The sequence below is a fragment of the Nonomuraea sp. LP-02 genome (assembly GCF_036289125.1).
Classification (GTDB): Bacteria; Actinomycetota; Actinomycetes; order Streptosporangiales; family Streptosporangiaceae; genus Nonomuraea; species Nonomuraea bangladeshensis.
This window is the reverse complement of sequence record NZ_JAXCLK010000001.1, coordinates 5,963,022-5,982,314: the sequence shown is the minus strand read 5'-3', so window position 1 is coordinate 5,982,314 and position 19,293 is coordinate 5,963,022. Positions and strand designations below refer to the sequence as shown.

General features: G+C 72.0%; 21 protein-coding genes. 18 read left to right on the top strand and 3 right to left on the bottom strand.

The genetic code is table 11. The annotated features are described in order from the left end of the window. Nucleotides 1-50 precede the first annotated feature (50 nt). The 9 genes from SMD20_RS28040 (at nt 51) to rfbD (ending at nt 7,486) form a co-directional block, all read left to right on the top strand. A complete protein-coding gene (locus SMD20_RS28040; RefSeq protein WP_329586738.1) occupies nt 51-422 on the top strand; it encodes an MmcQ/YjbR family DNA-binding protein in 372 nt (123 codons plus the stop codon). Nucleotides 423-468: 46 nt separating this feature from the next. Beyond that, entirely contained in the window at nt 469-879 is a 411-nt protein-coding gene (locus tag SMD20_RS28035) for a hypothetical protein (RefSeq protein WP_329586736.1), read from the top strand. Between the two features lie 54 nt (nt 880-933). Next, on the top strand, nt 934-1,857 hold the full coding sequence (locus SMD20_RS28030) for a DMT family transporter (RefSeq protein WP_329586734.1): 924 nt from the start codon (nt 934-936) through the stop codon (nt 1,855-1,857). A gap of 16 nt (nt 1,858-1,873) precedes the next feature. Beyond that, nucleotides 1,874-2,494 carry a GntR family transcriptional regulator gene (locus SMD20_RS28025; RefSeq protein WP_329592687.1) on the top strand — a complete coding sequence of 207 codons (621 nt, stop codon included), beginning with the start codon at nt 1,874-1,876 and terminating at the stop codon, nt 2,492-2,494. 76 nt (nt 2,495-2,570) lie between these two features. Continuing rightward, on the top strand, nt 2,571-2,921 hold the full coding sequence (locus SMD20_RS28020) for a hypothetical protein (protein WP_329586731.1): 351 nt from the start codon (nt 2,571-2,573) through the stop codon (nt 2,919-2,921). A gap of 266 nt (nt 2,922-3,187) precedes the next feature. Continuing rightward, the gene (locus SMD20_RS28015) at nt 3,188-4,645 is read left to right on the top strand and encodes a sugar transferase (protein ID WP_329586729.1); all 1,458 of its coding nucleotides are present in this window, start codon (nt 3,188-3,190) and stop codon (nt 4,643-4,645) included. Nucleotides 4,646-4,647: 2 nt separating this feature from the next. Beyond that, nucleotides 4,648-5,715, top strand: a complete 1,068-nt coding sequence (locus SMD20_RS28010; RefSeq protein WP_329586727.1) for a glucose-1-phosphate thymidylyltransferase — start codon at nt 4,648-4,650, stop codon at nt 5,713-5,715. Next, entirely contained in the window at nt 5,712-6,638 is a 927-nt protein-coding gene (gene rfbB / locus SMD20_RS28005; RefSeq protein ID WP_329586725.1) for a dTDP-glucose 4,6-dehydratase, read from the top strand. The genes SMD20_RS28010 and rfbB overlap by 4 nt, the downstream gene beginning before the upstream one ends. Then, nucleotides 6,635-7,486, top strand: coding sequence for a dTDP-4-dehydrorhamnose reductase (gene rfbD, locus SMD20_RS28000; protein ID WP_329586722.1), 852 nt, complete (start codon nt 6,635-6,637; stop codon nt 7,484-7,486). Before rfbB ends, rfbD begins: the two co-directional genes overlap by 4 nt. Here rfbD and SMD20_RS27995 read toward each other — a convergent pair. Beyond that, on the bottom strand, nt 7,468-8,046 hold the full coding sequence (locus tag SMD20_RS27995) for a dTDP-4-dehydrorhamnose 3,5-epimerase family protein (protein ID WP_329586719.1): 579 nt from the start codon (nt 8,044-8,046) through the stop codon (nt 7,468-7,470). The two genes, rfbD and SMD20_RS27995, sit on opposite strands and share 19 nt — an antisense overlap. A 56-nt stretch (nt 8,047-8,102) precedes the next feature. Between SMD20_RS27995 and SMD20_RS27990 the strand changes: the two genes are divergently transcribed. From SMD20_RS27990 to SMD20_RS27955, 8 genes are read left to right on the top strand one after another with little or no spacing between them, the layout of a single operon-like run. Next, on the top strand, nt 8,103-9,323 hold the full coding sequence (locus tag SMD20_RS27990; RefSeq protein ID WP_329586716.1) for a class I SAM-dependent methyltransferase: 1,221 nt from the start codon (nt 8,103-8,105) through the stop codon (nt 9,321-9,323). Beyond that, on the top strand, nt 9,320-10,096 hold the full coding sequence (locus tag SMD20_RS27985) for a sugar phosphate nucleotidyltransferase (RefSeq protein WP_329586714.1): 777 nt from the start codon (nt 9,320-9,322) through the stop codon (nt 10,094-10,096). Before SMD20_RS27990 ends, SMD20_RS27985 begins: the two co-directional genes overlap by 4 nt. Beyond that, entirely contained in the window at nt 10,093-10,746 is a 654-nt protein-coding gene (locus SMD20_RS27980) for a PIG-L deacetylase family protein (RefSeq protein WP_329586711.1), read from the top strand. The genes SMD20_RS27985 and SMD20_RS27980 overlap by 4 nt, the downstream gene beginning before the upstream one ends. A gap of 2 nt (nt 10,747-10,748) precedes the next feature. Beyond that, the gene (locus SMD20_RS27975; RefSeq protein ID WP_329586708.1) at nt 10,749-11,768 is read left to right on the top strand and encodes an NAD-dependent epimerase/dehydratase family protein; all 1,020 of its coding nucleotides are present in this window, start codon (nt 10,749-10,751) and stop codon (nt 11,766-11,768) included. After that, entirely contained in the window at nt 11,765-13,033 is a 1,269-nt protein-coding gene (locus SMD20_RS27970) for a DUF4910 domain-containing protein (protein WP_329586705.1), read from the top strand. Before SMD20_RS27975 ends, SMD20_RS27970 begins: the two co-directional genes overlap by 4 nt. Further along, entirely contained in the window at nt 13,033-13,977 is a 945-nt protein-coding gene (locus SMD20_RS27965; protein WP_329586702.1) for a hypothetical protein, read from the top strand. The genes SMD20_RS27970 and SMD20_RS27965 overlap by 1 nt, the downstream gene beginning before the upstream one ends. A gap of 19 nt (nt 13,978-13,996) precedes the next feature. Further along, nucleotides 13,997-15,445 (top strand): oligosaccharide flippase family protein, encoded by a 1,449-nt coding sequence (locus tag SMD20_RS27960; RefSeq protein ID WP_329586699.1) that lies wholly within the window; start codon nt 13,997-13,999, stop codon nt 15,443-15,445. Next, the gene (locus SMD20_RS27955) at nt 15,446-16,339 is read left to right on the top strand and encodes a glycosyltransferase family 2 protein (RefSeq protein WP_329586695.1); all 894 of its coding nucleotides are present in this window, start codon (nt 15,446-15,448) and stop codon (nt 16,337-16,339) included. Here the strand turns inward: SMD20_RS27955 and SMD20_RS27950 are convergent. Continuing rightward, nucleotides 16,302-17,444 carry an acyltransferase family protein gene (locus SMD20_RS27950; RefSeq protein ID WP_329586692.1) on the bottom strand — a complete coding sequence of 381 codons (1,143 nt, stop codon included), beginning with the start codon at nt 17,442-17,444 and terminating at the stop codon, nt 16,302-16,304. The two genes, SMD20_RS27955 and SMD20_RS27950, sit on opposite strands and share 38 nt — an antisense overlap. Before the next feature lie 132 nt (nt 17,445-17,576). Here SMD20_RS27950 and SMD20_RS27945 point away from each other — a divergent pair, with 132 nt between their 5' ends. Then, nucleotides 17,577-18,374 carry a hypothetical protein gene (locus SMD20_RS27945; protein WP_329586689.1) on the top strand — a complete coding sequence of 266 codons (798 nt, stop codon included), beginning with the start codon at nt 17,577-17,579 and terminating at the stop codon, nt 18,372-18,374. Between the two features lie 3 nt (nt 18,375-18,377). On the opposite strand, the gene SMD20_RS27940 is transcribed toward SMD20_RS27945, so the two are convergent. Beyond that, nucleotides 18,378-19,178, bottom strand: a complete 801-nt coding sequence (locus SMD20_RS27940) for a 2OG-Fe(II) oxygenase (protein WP_329586686.1) — start codon at nt 19,176-19,178, stop codon at nt 18,378-18,380. Between the last annotated feature and the right edge of the window lie 115 nt (nt 19,179-19,293).

The window sequence follows — 19,293 nt, the reverse complement described above, 5'->3', positions numbered from 1 at the left end:
CGCCCCCGCCGGCAACGGAAGTTGTCGGCGGGCTCTGGTAGACAGGCGGCATGGGTGTGAGCGTCGATGAGTTCCTGCAGATGCTGGACGAGTTGCCCGGGGTCAAGTTGAACCACGGCGGCGAGTGGATCGGCATCAAGGTGCGCGACAAGGGCTTCGGCTACCTGTGGGAGAAGACCGAGACCGTGGGGCTCAAGGCCACCGTCGAGGAGCAGCTCGCGCTGGTGGCCGAGCGGCCCGAGGTGTTCGAGGTGCAGTTCACCGCGGGGCGCTTCGGGTGGGTGGTCGTGCATCTCGACCGCATCGACGCCGACGAGCTGTTCGAGCTCGTGACCGAGGCGTGGTGCCTGACCGCGTCCCAGCAGATGGTGGCGGACTTCCTGGCCACCCACCCCATCGGGCAACGGGTGCAGTCCGGGTGATCTCCGTCGGTCGCGGGGAAAGGGGCCGCTGATCTACCCTTTTCTGGTGGACAGCGAGAGTCTGGCCGCGGCCGGCCTCCTGGCGGCCCTGAGCCGGACGGTGGAGATCTTCGCCGACTTACGGCACCCCTTCGTCCGGCACGAGCACATCTCCACCTTCTTCCCGCCGGCCGGCGTCCGCGTCGGCATCGCCTTCGTGCTGCCCGACGGCCGCGAGGTGCGCTTCGAGGTCTCCGTCGCCGTGGGCGGCGACGTGGAAGACGCCGCCGCCGACGGCCACGGCGACGTCTTCCACGTCGAGGGCTCGATCACCGCCGAGAGCGAGACGCTGCTCGACCTGCCGCGCAAGACCCTGCCCGACGTCGGGGACGCGCTCGCCGTCCTCGACGACTACGCGAGCGAGGTCGCCGAGGCCGCGAACCGCACGATCGACCGGCTGCTGGAGGAGATCGCCTGACCTCGTCCCATGATTTATTGGACTTCATTGTCTAACTGTCTGACAATGTAGGACATGAGGAACGGACCTTTCGCCGTGGTCGCCGCCGCCGTGCTCTGGGGGACGGCGGGCACCGCGGGCCTGCTCGTCTCGGCCGACAGCGTCGCGCTCGCCGCCGCACGGCTCGTCATCGGCGGCGCGGCCCTGGCGCTGATGGCCGGGTCCGGCATCCGGCGAGTGCTGAGCCCGGGGCTGCTGCTCGGGGCCGTGGCGGTGGCGGCGTACCAGCTCTGTTTCTTCGCCGCTGTGGCGCGGACGGGCGTCGCGATCGGCACCGTGGTGGCGATCGGCAGCGGGCCCGTCTTCACCGGGCTGCTGTCCTGGCTGCTGCACAGGCGGCGGCCGAGCCGCCGCTGGGCCACGGCCACGGCGGCGGCGATCTGCGGCTGCGCGGCGCTCATCGTCGGCGGGGGCGTCGGCGTCGGCTCGGCGGGCGGATCGGCCTCTGGGCAGGTGGTGTCCGGGGTGCTGTTCGCGCTGCTCGGCGGCCTGCTCTACGCCTTCTACGCGGTCATGGCGGCCCGCGCCATCGGCGACGGCGGCGAGTCGAACGCGGTCATGGGCGTCATGTTCGGCGGCGCGGCGCTCATCATGCTGCCGGTGCTCGTCGTCCACGGCGGCGTCGGCTGGGAGCCGCGGGGCCTGGTCGCGGTGCTCTACCTGGGCCTGGGGACGACGGCGCTGTCCTACTTCCTGTACGGGCGGGGGCTGCGTACCACGCCGGTCGCCACGTCGGCCACGCTCGCGCTGGCCGAGCCCGCCGTGGCCGCGCTGCTCGGGGTGGTGGTGCTCGGCGAGCGCCTCGCGCCGGTGTCGGTCGCCGGGCTCGTGCTGCTCGCGTTCAGCCTGGCCGCGGTGGCGATCCCCGAGAAGGCGGCGCGGCCCGAGGTCCGCGTGCCGGCGGAAGCGGGAGCCCCAGGCGTGCGGGAACGGCGTTAGAGTCGCAGGCGTGACGATGCCCCTCAAACCCGTCTCCACCGTGGGGGCGCTCGCCGACGCCCTGCGCAGCAGGGTGCTCTCGGGTGCGATCGCGCCCGGCACCCCGCTTCCCGAACAGGAGCTCGCCGCCTCCTACGGGGTCGCGAGGCCGACCGTCCGCGAGGCGCTGGCCGTCCTGGTGCACGAGGGGCTGCTCAGGCGGGAGCGCAACCGCAGCGCCTACGTCCCCGAGGTGACGCTCGCGGACCTCGACGACCTCATGTACGTACGCCGCCCGCTGGAGGACCTGATGGCACAGGCGGTGGCCGGCCGGCGGGTGCCCGCGGCGGAGGCCGCGCTGCGGCGCATGGCGGCGCTGCCCGCCGAGGCGCTCTGGTCGGAGAGCGTGGCCGAGCACATGGCGCTGCACGAGGCGCTGATCGAGGCCGTCGGCAGCCCGCGGCTCGAGCGGCTCTACGGCGTGCTGGCGGCCGAGACCCGGCTCGGGTTGGTCCGGCTGCGTGAGGTGTACGAGGACCGGGACGTGCTCGTCCGCGAGCACCAAGCCCTGCTGGACGCCATCGCCGGCGGCACCGCCGAGGAGGCGAGGGCGGCGGTGGCCGCGCACCTGAGCCACTCCTGGGGCGGCGGCGCCTGACGCCAGGAAATCGCTCCATGCGCCAATGCGCGCGAACCCTTGCGGGACGGCCATGGAACTCGCAAGAATCGCGGCCATGCACGGCAATCCGATGCCGGACTCTTACGTGTATGTCACGGAAGAGGGCGTCACCCGTCACTACGCGGACGGGAGCGTCGAGGCCCTCGCGTGGGAGGACGTCGTCGAGGTTCGTGTCGTCACCGAGTCCGGCGAGGACGTTCTTTTCGTTCTCCTCGATCGCGACGGCGAGGGTTGTGTCGTGCCCCGCTCCGCCACCGATGCGACGTTTCTCGCCCGCCTGCGCTATTTGCCGGATTTCGACCTCGACCGGCTGACGCTCGCGGCCGACTCCGCGCACGACGGGGTCGTGGTGGTCTGGCGCAGCCCGGATCCGCCGTCGGCGCTGCCCGACCTCGAATACGACTAGAAGGTTCACTAAGCAACCATTTGCCGAAATGTCGCCGTAAACCTCCTAAATCTCTCTTGTGGACCGCTGCACCAAATGGAGCGTTCCGTCAACCCCTCGGCGTCCCCATCAAACGTCCGATTGTGGACGTTTGATGCCATTCCCCATGTCGGGGCTGATCTTTAATCTTTAGTGGGGGCCGCCGCCCTTATGAGGGGGTTTTGTCAACCCATGTGGTGATTGATGCGTCACGTTATCAGGGAGCACGGAGTTCACAGGGTGGTGTTATGAGGGTGGGGACCGGGGAGTCCGCTGTCGTGCTCCTCAAAGCCGCGCCACGCCGCGCGTCCAGCATCTGGACCCGGGCGTACCTGCGGCTGCTGCTGTACGGGGACACGACGTGCGCGCTGCTCGCCTGCGTCTGCGTGCTGGGCGCACGGCTGCTGGGCGGGGCGTTCGTCCCCTGGGTGGAGTATCTGCTCGGGTTCGGCCTGGTCGCCGGCTGGCCCCTGGCGCTCGCGATGGGCGGCGCCTACCGCCAGCGCGCCAACGGCGAGGGCACCGAGGAGTTCAAGGCCGTCTTCAACGGCGGCGTCGGGCTGATGGCCACCGTCGCCATCATGGCCTACGCCACGCAGACCGTGATCGCCCGCAGCTTCGTGATGGCGATGCTGCCGCTGGCCCTGGCCGCCACGCTGGGCTTCCGCTTCCGCATGCGCAAGCGCCTGCACCGCAGGCGGGCCGTCGGCGACTACACGCGCCAGGTCATCGCGGTCGGGCACCGCGAGTCGATCATCGATCTGGTGATCCAGTTCAGGCGGCAGCCGTACCACGGCATGCGGGTCGTGGGCGCGTGCCTGCCGCCCGACCACGACCTCGACGCCGACCTCGACGGCGTGCCGGTGCTCGGCACGTTCGGGGACGTGGCGCGGGTGGCCGAGCGGGAGCGCGCCGACGCCGTGGCCGTGCTGGCCTGCCCGGAGCTGGACGGCGCGGCGCTGCGCCGGCTCGCGTGGAGCCTGGAGACCGCGCGTACCGACCTGTTCGTCGCGCCGGCGCTGCTCGACGTGGCGGGGCCGCGCATCAGCATCAGGCCGGTCGCCGGCATGCCGCTGCTGCACGTGGAGCATCCCGAGTTCGACGGCACCAAGCAGCTCGTCAAGACCGTCTTCGACCGGCTGGTGGCGGCGCTCGCGCTGCTGCTGCTCGCCCTGCCGCTGCTCGGCGTCGCGCTGCTGATCCGCCTCACCAGCCCCGGCCCGGCGTTCTTCCACCAGACGCGGGTCGGCAAGGGCGGCGCGGAGTTCCGCCTGGTGAAGTTCCGGACGATGGTCGCCGACGCCGAGCGGCTGAAGGACGCGCTGCTCGACTCGAACGAGTTCGACGGCGTGCTGTTCAAGATGCGGAACGATCCAAGGATCACCGCCGTAGGCGCTTTCCTCCGGAAATACTCCCTCGACGAGCTGCCCCAGCTCCTCAATGTCCTGCGCGGTGAGATGTCGCTCGTCGGCCCGCGCCCGCCGCTGCCGCGCGAGGTCGCCGAGTACGGCACCGACGTGCGCCGCCGCCTCGTCGTCAAGCCGGGAATGACCGGGCTCTGGCAGGTCAGCGGCCGTTCCGACCTGACGTGGGAGGAGTCCGTACGGCTCGACCTGCGTTATGTCGAGAACTGGTCGCTCATCCTCGACCTGCAGATCCTGTGGAAGACCTGGTCCGTCGTCACCCGTGGAGAAGGGGCGTACTAGCGGTGAAAGCACTCGTGCTCGCCGGGGGGTCGGGCACACGGCTTCGGCCGATCACGCACACCTCGGCCAAGCAGCTCGTGCCGGTCGCCAACAAACCGGTGCTGTTCTACGGCCTGGAGGCCATCGCGGCCGCCGGGATCACCGAGGCGGGGCTGGTGGTCGGTGACACCCACGCCGAGATCGAGGCGGCCGTGGGCGACGGCTCGGCGTTCGGGCTGCAGGTGACGTACCTGCGGCAGGAGGCGCCGCTCGGGCTGGCGCACGGCGTGCTGATCGCCCGCGACTACCTCGGCGACGACGACTTCGTGATGTACCTGGGCGACAACTTCGTGGTGGGCGGCATCAACGACCTGGTGGAGCGCTTCGCGCGGGAGCGGCCGTCCGCCCAGATCATGCTCACCCGGGTCGGCGATCCCCGCCAGTTCGGCGTGGCCGAGCTGGACGCCGCCGGCCGGGTGATCGGGCTGGAGGAGAAACCCGAGCGGCCGAAGAGCGACCTGGCGCTGGTGGGCGTCTACCTGTTCAGCCCGGCGGTGCACGCGGCGGTGGCCGAGCTGAAGCCGTCCTGGCGGGGCGAGCTGGAGATCACCGACGCCATCCAGTGGCTCATCGAGGCCGGGCTGCGGGTGGACTCCTCGGTGATCTCCGGCTACTGGAAGGACACCGGCAACGTCACCGACATGCTGGAGGTCAACCGGCTGGTCCTGGAGTCGGTCGAGCCGCGCGTGGACGGGTACGTCGACCCGGCCAGCGAGCTGGTCGGCCGGGTCGTCGTCGAGCGGGGCGCGACGGTCGAGCGCTCCCGCGTCGTCGGCCCGGCGATCATCGGCGAGCGCGCCCGCGTCCGCGACAGCTACGTCGGCCCCTCCACCTCGCTCGGGGCCGACTGCGCGCTCGCCGACGCCGAGATCGCCTACTCCATCGTCATGCCCCGCGCCTCGATCTCCGGGGTGGGCCGCGTGGAGTTCTCGCTCATCGGCCACGACGCCGAGGTCACCCCCGCGCCCAACACGCCCCGAGCTCACCGTCTGGTGCTCGGCGATCACAGCAAGGTACAGATCTCCACATGACCAGAGTCCTGGTGACGGGCGGTGCGGGGTTCATCGGCTCGCACTTCGCCCGAAGCCTCCACGACGTGTACGTCACCGTCCTCGACAAGCTCACCTACGCCGGCGACCTGACCAACCTTGAGGGCGTACGGCACGAGTTCGTCCACGGCGACATCTGCGACGCCGGCCTGCTCGCGCGGGTCGTGCCCGGCCACGACCTGGTGGTCAACTTCGCCGCCGAGTCCCACGTGGACCGCTCGATCGAGGGCGCGGCGGAGTTCATGCGCACCAACGCGCTCGGCACCCAGACGCTGCTCCAGGCGTGCCTGGAGGCGGGGGTGCCGAAGGTGGTGCAGGTGTCCACCGACGAGGTGTACGGCTCCATCGACATCGGCTCGTGGGACGAGTCCGCGCCGGTCCGGCCGCGCTCGCCGTACGCGGCCTCCAAAGCGGGCGGCGACCTGATCGCGCGCGCGTACGCGGTCACGTACGGGATGGACGTCTCGATCACCCGCTGCGGCAACAACTACGGCCCCCGCCAGTACCCGGAGAAGATCATCCCGCTGTTCGTGACGCGGCTGCTGCGCGGCGAGAAGGTGCCGCTGTACGGCGACGGCGGCAACGTCCGGGACTGGATCCACGTCAGCGACCACTGCGCCGGCATCCGCCTGGTGGCCGAGAAGGGCGCGCCCGGCGAGGTCTACCACATCGCGGGCACGGCCGAGCTGACCAACAGGGAGCTGACCGGCCGCCTGCTGGAGGCGTGCGGCCGCGGCTGGGACCTGGTCGAGCAGGTGGCGGACCGCAAGGGCCACGACCGCAGGTACTCGCTGGACGACAGCAAGCTGCGGGCGCTCGGCTACCGTCCTGAGGTCCCGTTCGAGCAGGGGCTCAAGGACACCGTCCGCTGGTACGCCGAGCACCGGGACTGGTGGGACCGATGAGATGGCTGATCACGGGCGCGGGCGGCATGCTGGCCGCCGACGTCCTCGACCGGCTGACGCGGACCGGCGAGCCGGTGCTCGCGCTCGGCCGCGCCGAGCTGGACGTGTGCGACCGGCGCGCGGTGCGCGAGTTCGTGGCCGCCTACCGGCCCGGCGCCGTGATCAACTGCGCGGGCTGGACCGCCGTGGACGACGCCGAGACGCACGAGGCCAAGGCGCTGGCGGTCAACGGGCACGCGGTGCGCTGGCTGGCCGAGGCGTGCGAGGGCGCCGGCGCGCGGCTGCTGCAGGTGTCGACCGACTACGTCTTCGACGGGGCGGCGGCGGGGCCGTACGAGGAGGACGACCCGACGGGCCCGCTCAACGCCTACGGCCGCACGAAGCTGGCGGGCGAGCGCGCCGCCCTGGACCACGGCCAGTACGTCGTCCGCACCGCCTGGCTCTACGGCGCGCGCGGCACCAACTTCGTCCGCACGATGATCCGCCTGGCCGCGGAGCGGCCCCTCGTGAACGTCGTGGACGACCAGCGCGGCCAGCCGACGTGGGCCGCCGACCTGGCGGGGAACCTCGTCCGGCTGGCCCGCGCGGACCTGCCGCCCGGCGTCTACCACGCGACCAGTTCGGGCGAGACGAGCTGGCACGGCTTCGCCAGGGAGATCTTCGCGCTGCTCGGCGCGGACCCCGAGCGGGTGCGCCCGGTGCCGACCGCCGACTTCCCGAGGCCCGCCCGCCGTCCGGCCAACAGCGTGCTCGCCTGCCGCAGGGGCGAGCCGATCCGCCACTGGCGCGAGGCGCTGCACGCCGCCTGGCCGGTGCTGGTGGGGAGCCGTCAGTGCAACGTGGCGTAGAACTCCCGGCAGGCGCGGTAGTCGGGGAGCAGCCCGGCCGCCAGCGCCTCGGCGAGGGACGGCGCCGCGGCGTCCTGGTCCGACAGCACCGGCTCCAGCCCGGCCGGCCAGTCGATGCCGAGGTCCGGGTCGAGCGGGTTGACCCCGTGCTCCCCGGCCGGGTTGTAGGTCTCGGAGCACAGGTAGACGACCGTCGCCTGCTCGCTGAGCGCCATGAAGGCGTGCCCCAGCCCTTCGGCGACGAGCATCGCCCGGCGCGTCTCGTCGTCCAGCACCGCCGACTCCCAGCGGCCGAAGGTGGGGGAGCCGGCGCGCAGGTCCACGACCACGTCGAGGACGGCGCCGGACACGCAGGTGACGTATTTGGCCTGGCCCGGCGGCACGTCCGCGAAGTGCACCCCGCGCAGCACGCCGGCGCGCGAGACGGAGCAGTTGACCTGGGCCACGCCGAGCGGGTGCGGCAGCTCCGCGGCCTTGAACGCCTCCAGGAAGGCGCCGCGCGGGTCGGCGTGAACGCGAGGGGTGAAGAGCCACGAGCCTTCGATCGAGAGCTGATCCACGAACGCAGCATGCCAGACCACCGCTCCGGCGCACGAGCCCTGGGAGGGATCTTCAGATGACGACCGAGGTGACGACCTGCCGTCTGTGCGGCGCGGACGAGCTGGCGGGGGTGGTGGACCTCGGCGCGACCCCGCCGTGCGAGCTGTTCCTCACCGCCGACCGGCTCGCCGCGCCGGAGCCGACGTACCCGCTGCACCTGAGGGTCTGCACGAGCTGCTGGCTGGCCCAGCTCCCGCCGCTGATCACGCCGGAGGAGACGTTCACCGAGTACGCCTACTTCTCCTCCTACTCGACCTCCTGGGTGGAGCACGCGCGCCGCTTCGTCGAGGGCGCCGGGCTGCAGCCGGGCGACTTCGTGGTGGAGGTGGCCAGCAACGACGGCTACCTGCTCCAGCACGTGGCCGAGCGGGGGGTGCGCTGCCTCGGCATCGAGCCGTCGGCCAACGTCGGCCGGGCCGCCAGGGAGAAGGGCGTGCCGACGCTCACCGGCTTCCTCACCCCCGAGACCGGGCGGCAGGTGCGGGCCGGGCACGGGCCGGCCGACCTGGTGGTGGCCAACAACGTCTACGCGCACGTCCCCGACGTGGCCGGCTTCACGGAGGGGCTGCGGGCGCTGGTGGCCGACGGCGGGCGGGTCTCGATCGAGGTGCAGCACCTGCTGACGCTGATGGAGCTCAACCAGTTCGACACGATCTACCACGAGCACTTCCAGTACTACACGGTCGCCTCCGCGCAGCGTGCCCTGGCGAGCGGCGGGCTGCACCTGGTGGACGTGGAGCTGCTGCCGACGCACGGCGGCTCGATCAGGCTCTGGGCGCAGCCCGAGGAGGCGCCCGTGTCGCAGCGGGTGGTGGACGTGCTCGCCAGGGAGAAGGCGGCCGGGCTGCACGAGCTGTCCGGGTACGCCGACTTCGCCGCCCGCGTGGCCAAGGTCCGGCGCGACCTGCTGCGCTTCCTCATCGACGCGGCCGACGCGGGCGAGACGGTGGTCGGCTACGGGGCTCCCGGCAAGGGCAACACGCTGCTCAACTACTGCGGGGTCCGGCCGGACCTGCTGGCGTACACGGTGGACCGCAACCCGTACAAGCACGGCAGGTACACGCCCGGCTCGCGCATCCCCGTCCATCCGCCCGAGCGCATCGCCGCCGACCGGCCGGACTACGTGCTGGTGCTGCCGTGGAACCTGCGCGAGGAGCTGGTCGAGCAGCTCTCGTACGTCCGCGAGTGGGGCGGCCGGCTGGTCTTCCCCATCCCGAGCCTGGAGGTCGTCGGATGAAGGTCGTGCTGTTCTGCGGCGGGCGGGGCACCCGCATGCGCAGCGACTTACCCGGGGGCACCATGCCGAAGCCGATGCAGCTCGTCGGCCCGCGCCCGCTCGTCTGGCACGTGATGCGCTACTACGCGCACTTCGGGCACAAGGAGTTCATCCTGTGCCTCGGCTATGGGGCCCAGCACATCAAGGACTTCTTCCTGACCTACCAGGAGACCGGCTCGAACGACTTCGTGCTGCGGGACGGGCACGTCGAGCTGCTGTCGACGGACATCTCCGACTGGCGGATCTCGCTGATCGACACCGGCCTCGACGCCACCATCGGCGAGCGGCTGCGCCGGGTGCGCCCGTTCCTGGGCGACGACGAGATGTTCCTCGCCAACTACGCGGACGTGCTCACCGACGCCCCGCTGCCGGACATCATCGCCCGCTTCGCCGCCGCCGACGCCGGCGCGTCGATGATGGTCGTGCCGCCCACCAACACCTTCCACGTCGTGGACGTCGGCGAGAGCGGGCAGGTCGGGGCGATCACGCCCGTGGCCGAGCTGCCGCTCTGGGTCAACGGCGGCTTCTTCGTGCTGCGCCAGGAGGTCTTCGAGCACCTCCCGCGCGACGGCGACCTGGTCGCGGACGCCTGCGCCGAGCTGGCCAAGCGGGGGCGGCTGATCGCGTACCCGCACCGGGGCTACTGGCGGCCGAGCGACACCGTGAACCAGCGCCTGGAGCTGGACAGCGCCTGGGCGAGGGGCGAACGCCCGTGGGCGCTGTGGGAGAGATGACGGCCCTGCGCCCGGCCCGGCTGGGCGCGGTCGTGGCGCTCGGCGCGCACTGCGACGACCTCGCGATCGGCGCCGGCGGCACCCTGCTCACGCTCTGCGCCGGCCGTCCCGGGCTGCGGGTGGACGCGCTGGTGCTGTCCGGCGGCGGCACCGGGCGGGAGGACGAGGAGCGGGCCGCGCTGGCGGCGTTCTGCCCGGGGGCCGACCTCGCCGTCACGGTGCTCAAGCTCCCCGACGGCCGGCTGCCCGCCCACTGGGACGAGGCCAAGAACGCCCTGGAGGACCTGCGCGCCCGGACCGAGCCCGGCCTGATCCTCGCCCCCTGGCGGGGCGACGCCCACCAGGACCACCGCGGCCTCGCCGAACTCGTGCCGACCGTCTGGCGGGGCTGCCTCGCGCTCGGCTACGAGATCGTCAAGTGGGACGGCGACCTCGGCCGCCCCTCCGTCTACCAGCCGCTCGACCCGGAGACGGCCGAGGCGAAGGTGCGGCTGCTCCAGGAGCACTACCCCTCCCAGCGGCACCGCCCCTGGTACGACCGGGAGACCTTCCTCGGCCTGGCCCGCGTCCGCGGCGTCGAGTGCGGCGCCAGGTACGCCGAGGCGTTCCACACCAACAAGATCGTCATCGACCTGGCCTCCGGAGGCTGACCTTGCGGATTCTGTTGACCGGCCACCAGGGCTACCTGGGCAGCGTGCTGGCCCCGGTGCTGGCCGAGGCGGGGCACGAGGTGATCGGCCTCGACTCCGGCCTGTTCGCCGACTGCGTGCTCGGGCCGGCCCCTGCCGACCCCCCAGGACACGCCGTGGACCTGCGGGACGTCCCCGCCGAGGCGCTGACCGGCATCGACGCCGTCGCGCACCTCGCGGCGCTGTCGAACGACCCGCTCGGCTCGCTCGCGCCCGAGCTGACCTACGACATCAACCACCACGCCTCGGTCCGGCTGGCCCGGCTGGCGCGCGACGCGGGGGTGCGCAGGTTCGTCTACGCCTCCACCTGCTCGGTCTACGGGGCCTCCGGCGGGGACGCGCTGGTGGACGAGGACGCGCCGCTGCGGCCGGTGACGCCGTACGCCGAGTCGAAGGTCCGGGTGGAGGACGACCTCGCGGAGCTGGCCGACGACGACTTCTCGCCGGTGTTCATGCGCAACGCCACCGCGTTCGGGTTCTCGCCCCGGCCGCGGGCCGACATCGTGCTCAACAACCTGGCCGGGCACGCGGTGCTGACCGGCGAGGTGCGGGTGCTGTCCGACGGCACGCCGTGGCGGCCCCTGGTGCACGCCCGCGACATCGCCGAGGCGTTCCTGCGGGCGATCGAGGCGCCGCGCGAGGCCGTGCACGCCCGCGCGTTCAACGTGGGCACCGAGGCCAACAACGTGACCGTCAGGCAGATCGCCGACGAGGTGGCGGCCGCGGTGCCCGGCGCGGAGCTGACGATCACCGGCGAGAGCGGCGGCGACCCGCGCTCCTACCGGGTGGACTTCTCGCGCATCCGGCGGGCGCTGCCCGGTTACGAGGCCGGCTGGTCGGTCAAGGCGGGCGCGGAGGAGCTGGTGACGGCGTACCGGACGTACGGGCTGACCAAGCACGACTTCGAGCGGCGCTACACGCGGCTGGCCCGGCTGTCCGACCGGCGCGCGGCGGGCACGATCGACGCCGGGCTCCGGCCGTGACCGGCGAGGAGATGCACGAGCTGGTCCGCCGGCTCTACCCCCTGTGCCGGAGCATCACGGGCGACGGCGTGCGCGGCACCCTGGAGATCGTCGGCGAGCACCTGCCGCTGACCGTGCGCGAGGTGCCGACCGGGACCGGGGTGCTGGACTGGACGGTGCCGAAGGAGTGGAACATCCGCGACGCCTACGTCAAGGACGCCTCCGGGCGGCGGATGATCGACTTCCGGGAGTCGAACCTGCACGTCGTCGGCTACAGCGTGCCGGTGTCGGGGACCTACTCGCTGGCCGAGCTGCGCCCGCGGCTGCACACGCTGCCCGAGCAGCCGGGGCTGGTGCCGTACCGGACCAGCTACTACGCCGAGACGTGGGGCTTCTGCCTCAGTCAGGACGCCCTCGACCGGCTCCGCGACGAGGACGGCCCGTTCGAGGTGCGCATCGACTCGACGCTCGCGCCCGGCTCGCTGACCTACGGCGAGTACGTCGTCCCGGGGCGGCTCCCCGAGGAGGTGATGATCTCCTGCCACGTGTGCCACCCGTCGCTCGCCAACGACAACCTGGCGGGCATCGCGGTGGCCGTGGCGCTGGCCCGGCGGCTGCGCGAGCCCCGCTACACCTACCGGTTCCTGTTCGCGCCGGGCACGATCGGGGCCATCACCTGGCTGGCGCGCAACCGGGAGCGCCTGCATCTCGTCGCGGCCGGGCTGACGCTGGCCTGCGCGGGGGATCCGGGGGCGCTGACGTACAAGCGGAGCCGGCAGGGCGACGCGCTCATCGACCGGGCGGTCACGCACGTGCTGCGCGGCCGGCCGCACGAGGTGCTGGAGTTCTCCCCGTACGGGTACGACGAGCGCCAGTTCTGCTCGCCGGGCTTCGACCTGCCGTTCGGCAGCCTGACCAGGACGCCGTACGCGGGATACCCGGAATATCACACCTCGGGCGACAACCCGGACTTCGTGACCCCGCAGGCCATGGAGGACACCCTCGACGCCCTCACGCGGGTCGTCGAGGTGCTGGAGCACGAGCGCACGTACGTCAACCTCAGCCCGTACGGCGAGCCGCAGCTCGGCCGCCGCGGGCTCTACGGATCTCTGGGCGGCCGGAGTGACACGAAACAGGCCCAGATGGCGATGTTATGGGTGTTGAACCTGTCTGACGGAGAGCACGGCCTGCTCGACATCGCCGATCGGTCCGGACTGCCGTTCGCCGCCGTGAAGGCGGCGGCCGAGTCACTGCTGGACGCCGGATTGCTGAAGGAGAAGGCCTGATGGACCTCAAGGTCGGTGACGTGGTGGAAGTGCGGAGCGAGGCCGAGATCCGCGCCACCCTGGACGAGCGCGGCGAGCTCGACGGCCTGCCTTTCATGCCGGAGATGGCGGCCTACTGCGGCCGGCGGCTCATCGTGCACAAGGTCGCGCACAAGCTGTGCGACACCCAGACCAGGACCGGGCTGCGCCGGATGGAGCGGGCCGTGCACCTGACCGGGGCGCGCTGCGACGGCTCGGCCCACGGCGGCTGCCAGACGAACTGCTCGATGTACTGGAAGGACGCCTGGATCAGACGGGTCGGCGAGGCGTCCGCGCCGCCCGCGCCGGACCCGCGCCTGCTGCCCCTGCTGGAGGTCGGCACCCGCAAGCCGGACCGGCCCGACCACTACTCCTGCCAGGCCACCGAACTGCTGCGGGCCGCGCCCACCTGCCTGCCGGTGCGCAGCATGGGCCAGTACGTCGCCGACGTGCGCACCGGCAACGCCGGCCTGCGCCGCACCCTCCACGCCCTGCTGATCGGCGGCTTCAACCGGCTCCAGGCGGTCAGCACGCGGGTGCTGCCCCGGCGGCTGCGGCTCAGGGAAGGGCGCCGCTGGGGCTTCCTCAAGCCCGGCCTGCTCGGCCGGACGCCGACGGCGACGCTCGACCTGAAGCCCGGCGAGCTGGTCCGCGTCCGCTCCAAGGACGAGATCATGGCCACGCTCAACGAGCGCATGGAGAACCGCGGCCTCGGTTTCGAGGAGGAGATGGCGCGCTACTGCGGCACCGTCACCCGCGTGCAGTCGGTGGTGGAGCGCTGCGTCGACGAGCGCACCGGCGAGCTGCTCACCATGAAGACGCCCTGCGTGACGCTGGAGGACGTGGTCTGCCAGGGCCTGCACAGCCTCAACTGCCCGCGCGAGTTCGTGCCGTTCTGGCGGGAGATCTGGCTCGAACGGGTGTGACCGCACCGGAAAGGAACGCATGGAGGAGACGGAACGTGTCGAGGAGGTAGGCGCACGGGCGGGCCGCGGGCTGCGCTGGACCGTACTCGGCAGCCTGGTGACCCGGGCCGGCTCCTTCGCCATGGGGCTGGTGCTGGCCCGGCTGCTCGCCGCCGACGACTTCGGCGTCTACGCGGTGGCGCTGGCCGCGACGCAGATCGTCATGCACGTCAAGGACATCGGCATCCAGGCGGCGATCATCCACTGGCGCGGGCGCGTGGAGGACATCGCGCCCACCGCCAGCGTGCTCAACTTCACCGTCACCACGCTGGCCTACGGCGCGTTCTGGCTGTTCGCCCCGGTCTTCGCGCGGCTGTCCGGCAACGAGGAGGCCACCGGTGTGGTGCGCCTGCTCACCGCGGTCGTCCTCATCGAGGCGTTCACCGCCGTGCGCAGCGCCGCCCTCCTGGTGCGCTTCCAGCAGGACCGGCTCACGCTCGCCATCATGATCGGCTTCGTGGCGAACGCGGCGGTGGCGGTCAGCCTGGCCTTCGCCGGCGCGGGCGCGTACGCCTTCGCCTGGGGCCAGGTCACCGCCTCGCTGGTCACCGGCGTGCTCATCTTCTTCTGGGGCTGGCTGCCGATCAGGGTCGGCTGGGACCGCGAGACCGCCGGCAAACTGCTGCGGATCGGCATCCCGTCGGCGGTCGGGTTCGGGCTGGAGGCCCTGCTCATGAACGCCGACTACGTCATCGTCGGCAACGTGCTCGGGGCCGAGCAGCTCGGCTACTACCTGCTGGCGTTCAACGTGTCGAGCTGGGTGCCGGGGATCATCGGCACCGCGCTCCGCTACGTGTCGCTGCCCAGCTTCTCCCGCCTGTCGGAGGACCCGGCGGCGCTGTCGGAGGGCGTGCGCAGGTCGGTGCCGGTGATCGTGGCGTTCGTGCTGCCGCCCGCGCTGGTGATGGCCTTCCTCGCGCACCCGCTCATCACCTTCCTGTACGGCGAGCGGTGGGACTTCTCGGCCGGGGTGCTGCGCTGGCTGGCGGTCCTCATGGTGGTGCGGATGCTCATCTCGTACCTGGCGGTGGACATCCTGACCGGGCTCGGCGCGACCAGGACCACCGTCTGGCTCAACCTCGGCTGGGCGGCCGTCCTGCTGCCGGCCCTGCTCGCCGGGGCGCACCTCGGCGGGATCCGCGGCGCGGCCGTCTCGCACGCCCTGGTCGCGGTGCTGGTCGCGGTGCCCATGGCGGTGTTCATCCTGCACCGCGTGGGGGTGCGGCTCGCGCCCGTGCTGCCCGGCCTGGTGCGCCCGGCCCTGGGCGCGGTCGGGGCGGGGACGGTGATGGCCGTCCTGGAGGGCGTCACCCGGGGCGAGCACGCGCTCGTGCAGCTCGGCGTGGCGGGCGGAGCCGGGCTGCTGGTCTTCGTGCTGGTCGTGGTGCCGGGCGCCGCGCTGAGGAAACTCGTCACTAGGAGCGCTTGAATGTCCTTCGCCGACTCGCTGGTCTCCGTGGGGGTGCCCGTCCACAACGGGGCCGCCCGCATCGAGGGGACGATCCGCTCGGTGCTCGCCCAGGACCACCAGAACCTTGAGCTGGTCATCTGCGACAACGCCTCGACCGACCGCACCGAGGAGATCTGCCGCGACTGGGCCGCGAGCGACCCCCGCGTGGTCTACCACCGGCAGCCGGAGAACATCGGGCAGCTCCCCAACTTCGCCGACGCCATCAGGCGGGCGCGGGGCGTGTTCTACCGGTGGGCCGGCGACGACAACTGGCTGGCCCCCACGTACGTCTCCCGCTGCCTGGAGGTCTTCGCCGCCGACGAGCGCCTGCTGCTGGTCACCACGCAGCAGGCGTACGCGTGCCCGGACGGCTCGACCAGGACCGCCCCCTACACCGGCACCGGTTACCTCGCCGACGACCCGGTGGACCGCTTCGCCGAGTGCCTGCGCGTGCTCAACGAGGACCCCCTCGTCATGGACCCCCTCTACGCCCTCATGCGGCGTGAGCGGATCATGCGGGTGGACCGGGGCCGGGCCATGCTGCGCGAGGACGAGATCTACGCGGCCCGCATGGCCCTGGCCGGGCCGTGGGGCCACGTACCCGAGATCCTGGCCGGGCGGGAGTGGGAGGTCCAGCAGCAGGGCGACATCGCGCGCAAGCTCGGCGTGCCCGCCTGGCAGGTCCGCGTCGCCCTGCTGCTGCAGTGCAAGGAGCTGCTGCGCGCGCTCGGCGAGGTCGGGCTGACGCCCGCGCAGCGGCGGCGGGGGCGGGCGCTGGTGGCCGGGATGTACCTGCGCAGGCACGGGGTGACGGCCGTGCGCAGGGGCCGCAAGCTCATGGCGACGACCCGGCTGCTGGGGGCGGGCCGGTAGCGGGCGTGCGCGTCCTCCCCGTCAGCCGGGCGCGCAACGCGGCCGCGCTGCGGTGCCGCTGGAACGGCAGCTCGAACGCGGCGGCGAAGCCCCACGCGAACAGCACCGACGCCGGCGCGGCCACCGCCAGCAGCGCCAGCAGCCGGCCCGTGCCCGGCTCCAGCAGCGGGGCCACGAGGAAGTGGTTCACGGCGACCACGATCGGCGCGTGCACGAGGTAGAGGCTGTAGGAGAAGGAGCCGAGCGCCCGCACCGGCCGCGTGTCGAGCAGGCGCACCAGGGGCCGGGGCCGCCCCAGGGCGACCGCGGCGAGCAGCAGCCCGGCGGCGGGCGCGAGCGCGAGGTCCACCCAGAAGAACCTGGCGACCGTCCACTCCGAGCCCTGCACCACGATGAGGACGAGCACCGGGACCGCCGCCCCGGCCGCCGCCCAGTGCAGCGGGAACCGGGTCCGCGCCCGCAGCACGCCCGCCGCCAGCACGCCCGCCGCGAACAGCACCGCGAACTGCGGGGTCAGCCGCATCAGCAGGCCCACGGCCGGCACGTACGCGGCCAGGACCCCCACCGCCACCACCACGACGGCGACCACGCCAGCCATCGCCCACGCGCCGAGCCGCCGCACCAGGAGCAGCAGGAGCGGGAAGACGAAGTAGAGCTGCGCCTCGACGGCGATCGACCAGAGGGCGCCGTTGGGGCTGGGGGAGCCGATCACGTCCTGGAGCAGCAGCCCGTACACGACGACCGTCTTCGCGGTCGGGACGGGCTGGCCGGGCTGCGGCACCAGCAGCCAGGCGACCGCCAGGCTGAACAGCAGCGCCGCCCAGTACGGCGGCAGGATGCGCCAGGCGCGGCGGCGGGCGAAGCGGCGCAGGCCGCCGAGCCGCCAGCCGGAGCGAGCGGGGGAGACCGCGAGGGAGAAGCCCGACAGGGCGATGAAGACGACGACGGCGAAGTGGCCGTAGAGCAGCCAGCCCGCCCAGCCGGGCCCGGTGTCGGCGGGGAAGCCGGGGAAGGACAGCAGCCAGCAGTGGTGCAGGACCACGAAGAGCGCGGCGAGGCCGCGGATCCCGTCCAGCCCGCCGAGCCGAGTCCCGCCCCCGTCCATGCCCACTCGGATATATCGCGATCTGACCGGCATACGTAACAAGCAAGTCGAAAGGCGCGATGTCCTGATTGGAACGGTATTTCTGGGGGGATGAACGACGTCCCGTTGCGCTGCAAATCGGGCTGGGGATATATGGAATTCTGGACGGCCATTCTGGGTCTTGCCCGCAACAAGTTCGTCGCCGTCCCGGTGGCCGTCCTCACCGCGGCCCTGGCCCTCACGGGATATCTCGTCCTGCCCGAGCGGTACGTCGCCAGCGCCTCCATGGTCCTGGTGACCCCGTCGGGCGGCGGCTCGATCGACCGGACCAAGCCGCTGGCGCAGACCAACCCGCTGCTGCAGTTCTCCGATGACCTCAGGACCACCGCCAGCATCCTCATCCTGGCCATGAACTCGCCCGACGTCTTCAGATCCGTCGGCGCCCCCGAGGACGGCCCGGTCGAGCTCACCATCGACGACGGGCGGACGAACCCGACCCTCCTCGGCGTCGGCACCACGGGCCCGTTCGTCTACGTCGAGGTCGAGGCCGCCTCCAAGGCCGAGGTGACGAAGGTGCTGGCGGCGGCCCAGGAACGGCTCCGCGAGGAGCTGGAGGACCGGCAGAACGAGCTCAAGGCGCACCCCGTCACGTTCGTCCAGCTCGACGACGTGGTGCGGCTCGGGCCGGAGGCGGACCTCGCGCCCAAGCTCCAAGGGGCGGTCGGCGGCGCGCTGCTCGGCCTGGCGGCGGGGTTCGGTGCGGCCTACGCGGCCGTGCGCGGGAGGCTGCGCCTGCCCGCCCGCCTCGCCCCCGAACCCCCTGCTCAGGAGAACAAGGCGAACGGGACTCTCCAGAAGACCGGCAGCCTGAACGGCCGGACCCCGCACGACCCGGCCGTCGATGACGCCGAGACCGGTCCCATCGACGTCATCAGCGGCGGCGACCGCTGAGCCCTACTTGCGCGGCCCGACCAGGTCGGCCAGCGCGGGCGGCACCCACCGCCTGGCCACCTGACGGAAGCTGCTCTTCCACTCCTCGCCCGGCCGCTGCTTGAACTGGGTGTCGTGTTCGTCCAGCGTCTCGTCGTCCGGCCGCCCGTTGGTGTAGTAGTAGAGCGCCATCGAGCGCCGGGCCCGGTCCTCCGGGCAGGTGAGCGGCTCGGGGTGGCCGTGGTTGGCGTCGTCGGTGGTGGCGAAGACCACGAAACGGTTGAACACCGGCAGGACCTTGTGCTCGCAGCGGGTCATGTCCTTGTTCCAGAGCTGCAGGTGCCCGCCGTAGGACTCCTCCCAGTCCTTGTTGAGGTAGAGCAGGCCGTTGAGCCGGCGGTCGAGGTTGAGCCTGCGGTGCCGGTTGAAGTCGACGTGCACCTTCAGGTAGCCGCCCGGCCTGATCTGGTGCAGGCCGCCGCCGTCGTAGTGCGGGTCGGACACCAGGTGCTCGATGCCGGTGAGCCGTTCGAGGAAGTCGACGAAGACCTGCCCGTTGAACTCCGACAGCAGGTGCCGGGTGGCGGGCCCCATCTTCTCGGTGTCGGCGAGGGCGAGCTTGATCTCGCGGGCGTTGTCGAAGCGCTGCCACTCGACGTCGCGCGGCTCGGGGAACTCGGCGAGCACCGGCTCCAGCGCCTCGGGAGGCAGGAAGTCGTCGATCACCACGTGCCGGAAGGGACTGGCCTTGAGGAACGACTCCCGCAGGCTGTCCGCCAGCGGAAGGAGATTGTCACGTTTGAAGGTGAAGTCGGAAATCCGCATCGATGCTCCCCACCCTACGGAAATGGCGTGAATACCCCGGGTGTGACATCGTGAAATAAGGTGATCTCGTTACGGATTTCCCGGTAACGCCGGATACGTCCAAGGCCGATGTCCG

What these genes read in the sequence shown, in the direction of transcription:
- SMD20_RS28040 (WP_329586738.1), top strand. Translation starts at nt 51, where the DNA reads ATGGGTGTGAGCGTCGATGAGTTCCTGCAGATGCTGGACGAGTTGCCC.
- SMD20_RS28030 (WP_329586734.1), top strand. Translation starts at nt 934, where the DNA reads ATGAGGAACGGACCTTTCGCCGTGGTCGCCGCCGCCGTGCTCTGGGGG.
- SMD20_RS28025 (WP_329592687.1), top strand. Translation starts at nt 1,874, where the DNA reads ATGCCCCTCAAACCCGTCTCCACCGTGGGGGCGCTCGCCGACGCCCTG.
- SMD20_RS28020 (WP_329586731.1), top strand. Translation starts at nt 2,571, where the DNA reads ATGCACGGCAATCCGATGCCGGACTCTTACGTGTATGTCACGGAAGAG.
- SMD20_RS28015 (WP_329586729.1), top strand. Translation starts at nt 3,188, where the DNA reads ATGAGGGTGGGGACCGGGGAGTCCGCTGTCGTGCTCCTCAAAGCCGCG.
- rfbB (WP_329586725.1), top strand. Translation starts at nt 5,712, where the DNA reads ATGACCAGAGTCCTGGTGACGGGCGGTGCGGGGTTCATCGGCTCGCAC.
- rfbD (WP_329586722.1), top strand. Translation starts at nt 6,635, where the DNA reads ATGAGATGGCTGATCACGGGCGCGGGCGGCATGCTGGCCGCCGACGTC.
- SMD20_RS27990 (WP_329586716.1), top strand. Translation starts at nt 8,103, where the DNA reads ATGACGACCGAGGTGACGACCTGCCGTCTGTGCGGCGCGGACGAGCTG.
- SMD20_RS27985 (WP_329586714.1), top strand. Translation starts at nt 9,320, where the DNA reads ATGAAGGTCGTGCTGTTCTGCGGCGGGCGGGGCACCCGCATGCGCAGC.
- SMD20_RS27980 (WP_329586711.1), top strand. Translation starts at nt 10,093, where the DNA reads ATGACGGCCCTGCGCCCGGCCCGGCTGGGCGCGGTCGTGGCGCTCGGC.
- SMD20_RS27965 (WP_329586702.1), top strand. Translation starts at nt 13,033, where the DNA reads ATGGACCTCAAGGTCGGTGACGTGGTGGAAGTGCGGAGCGAGGCCGAG.
- SMD20_RS27960 (WP_329586699.1), top strand. Translation starts at nt 13,997, where the DNA reads ATGGAGGAGACGGAACGTGTCGAGGAGGTAGGCGCACGGGCGGGCCGC.
- SMD20_RS27955 (WP_329586695.1), top strand. Translation starts at nt 15,446, where the DNA reads ATGTCCTTCGCCGACTCGCTGGTCTCCGTGGGGGTGCCCGTCCACAAC.
- SMD20_RS27950 (WP_329586692.1), bottom strand. Translation starts at nt 17,444, where the DNA reads ATGGACGGGGGCGGGACTCGGCTCGGCGGGCTGGACGGGATCCGCGGC.
- SMD20_RS27945 (WP_329586689.1), top strand. Translation starts at nt 17,577, where the DNA reads ATGGAATTCTGGACGGCCATTCTGGGTCTTGCCCGCAACAAGTTCGTC.
- SMD20_RS27940 (WP_329586686.1), bottom strand. Translation starts at nt 19,178, where the DNA reads ATGCGGATTTCCGACTTCACCTTCAAACGTGACAATCTCCTTCCGCTG.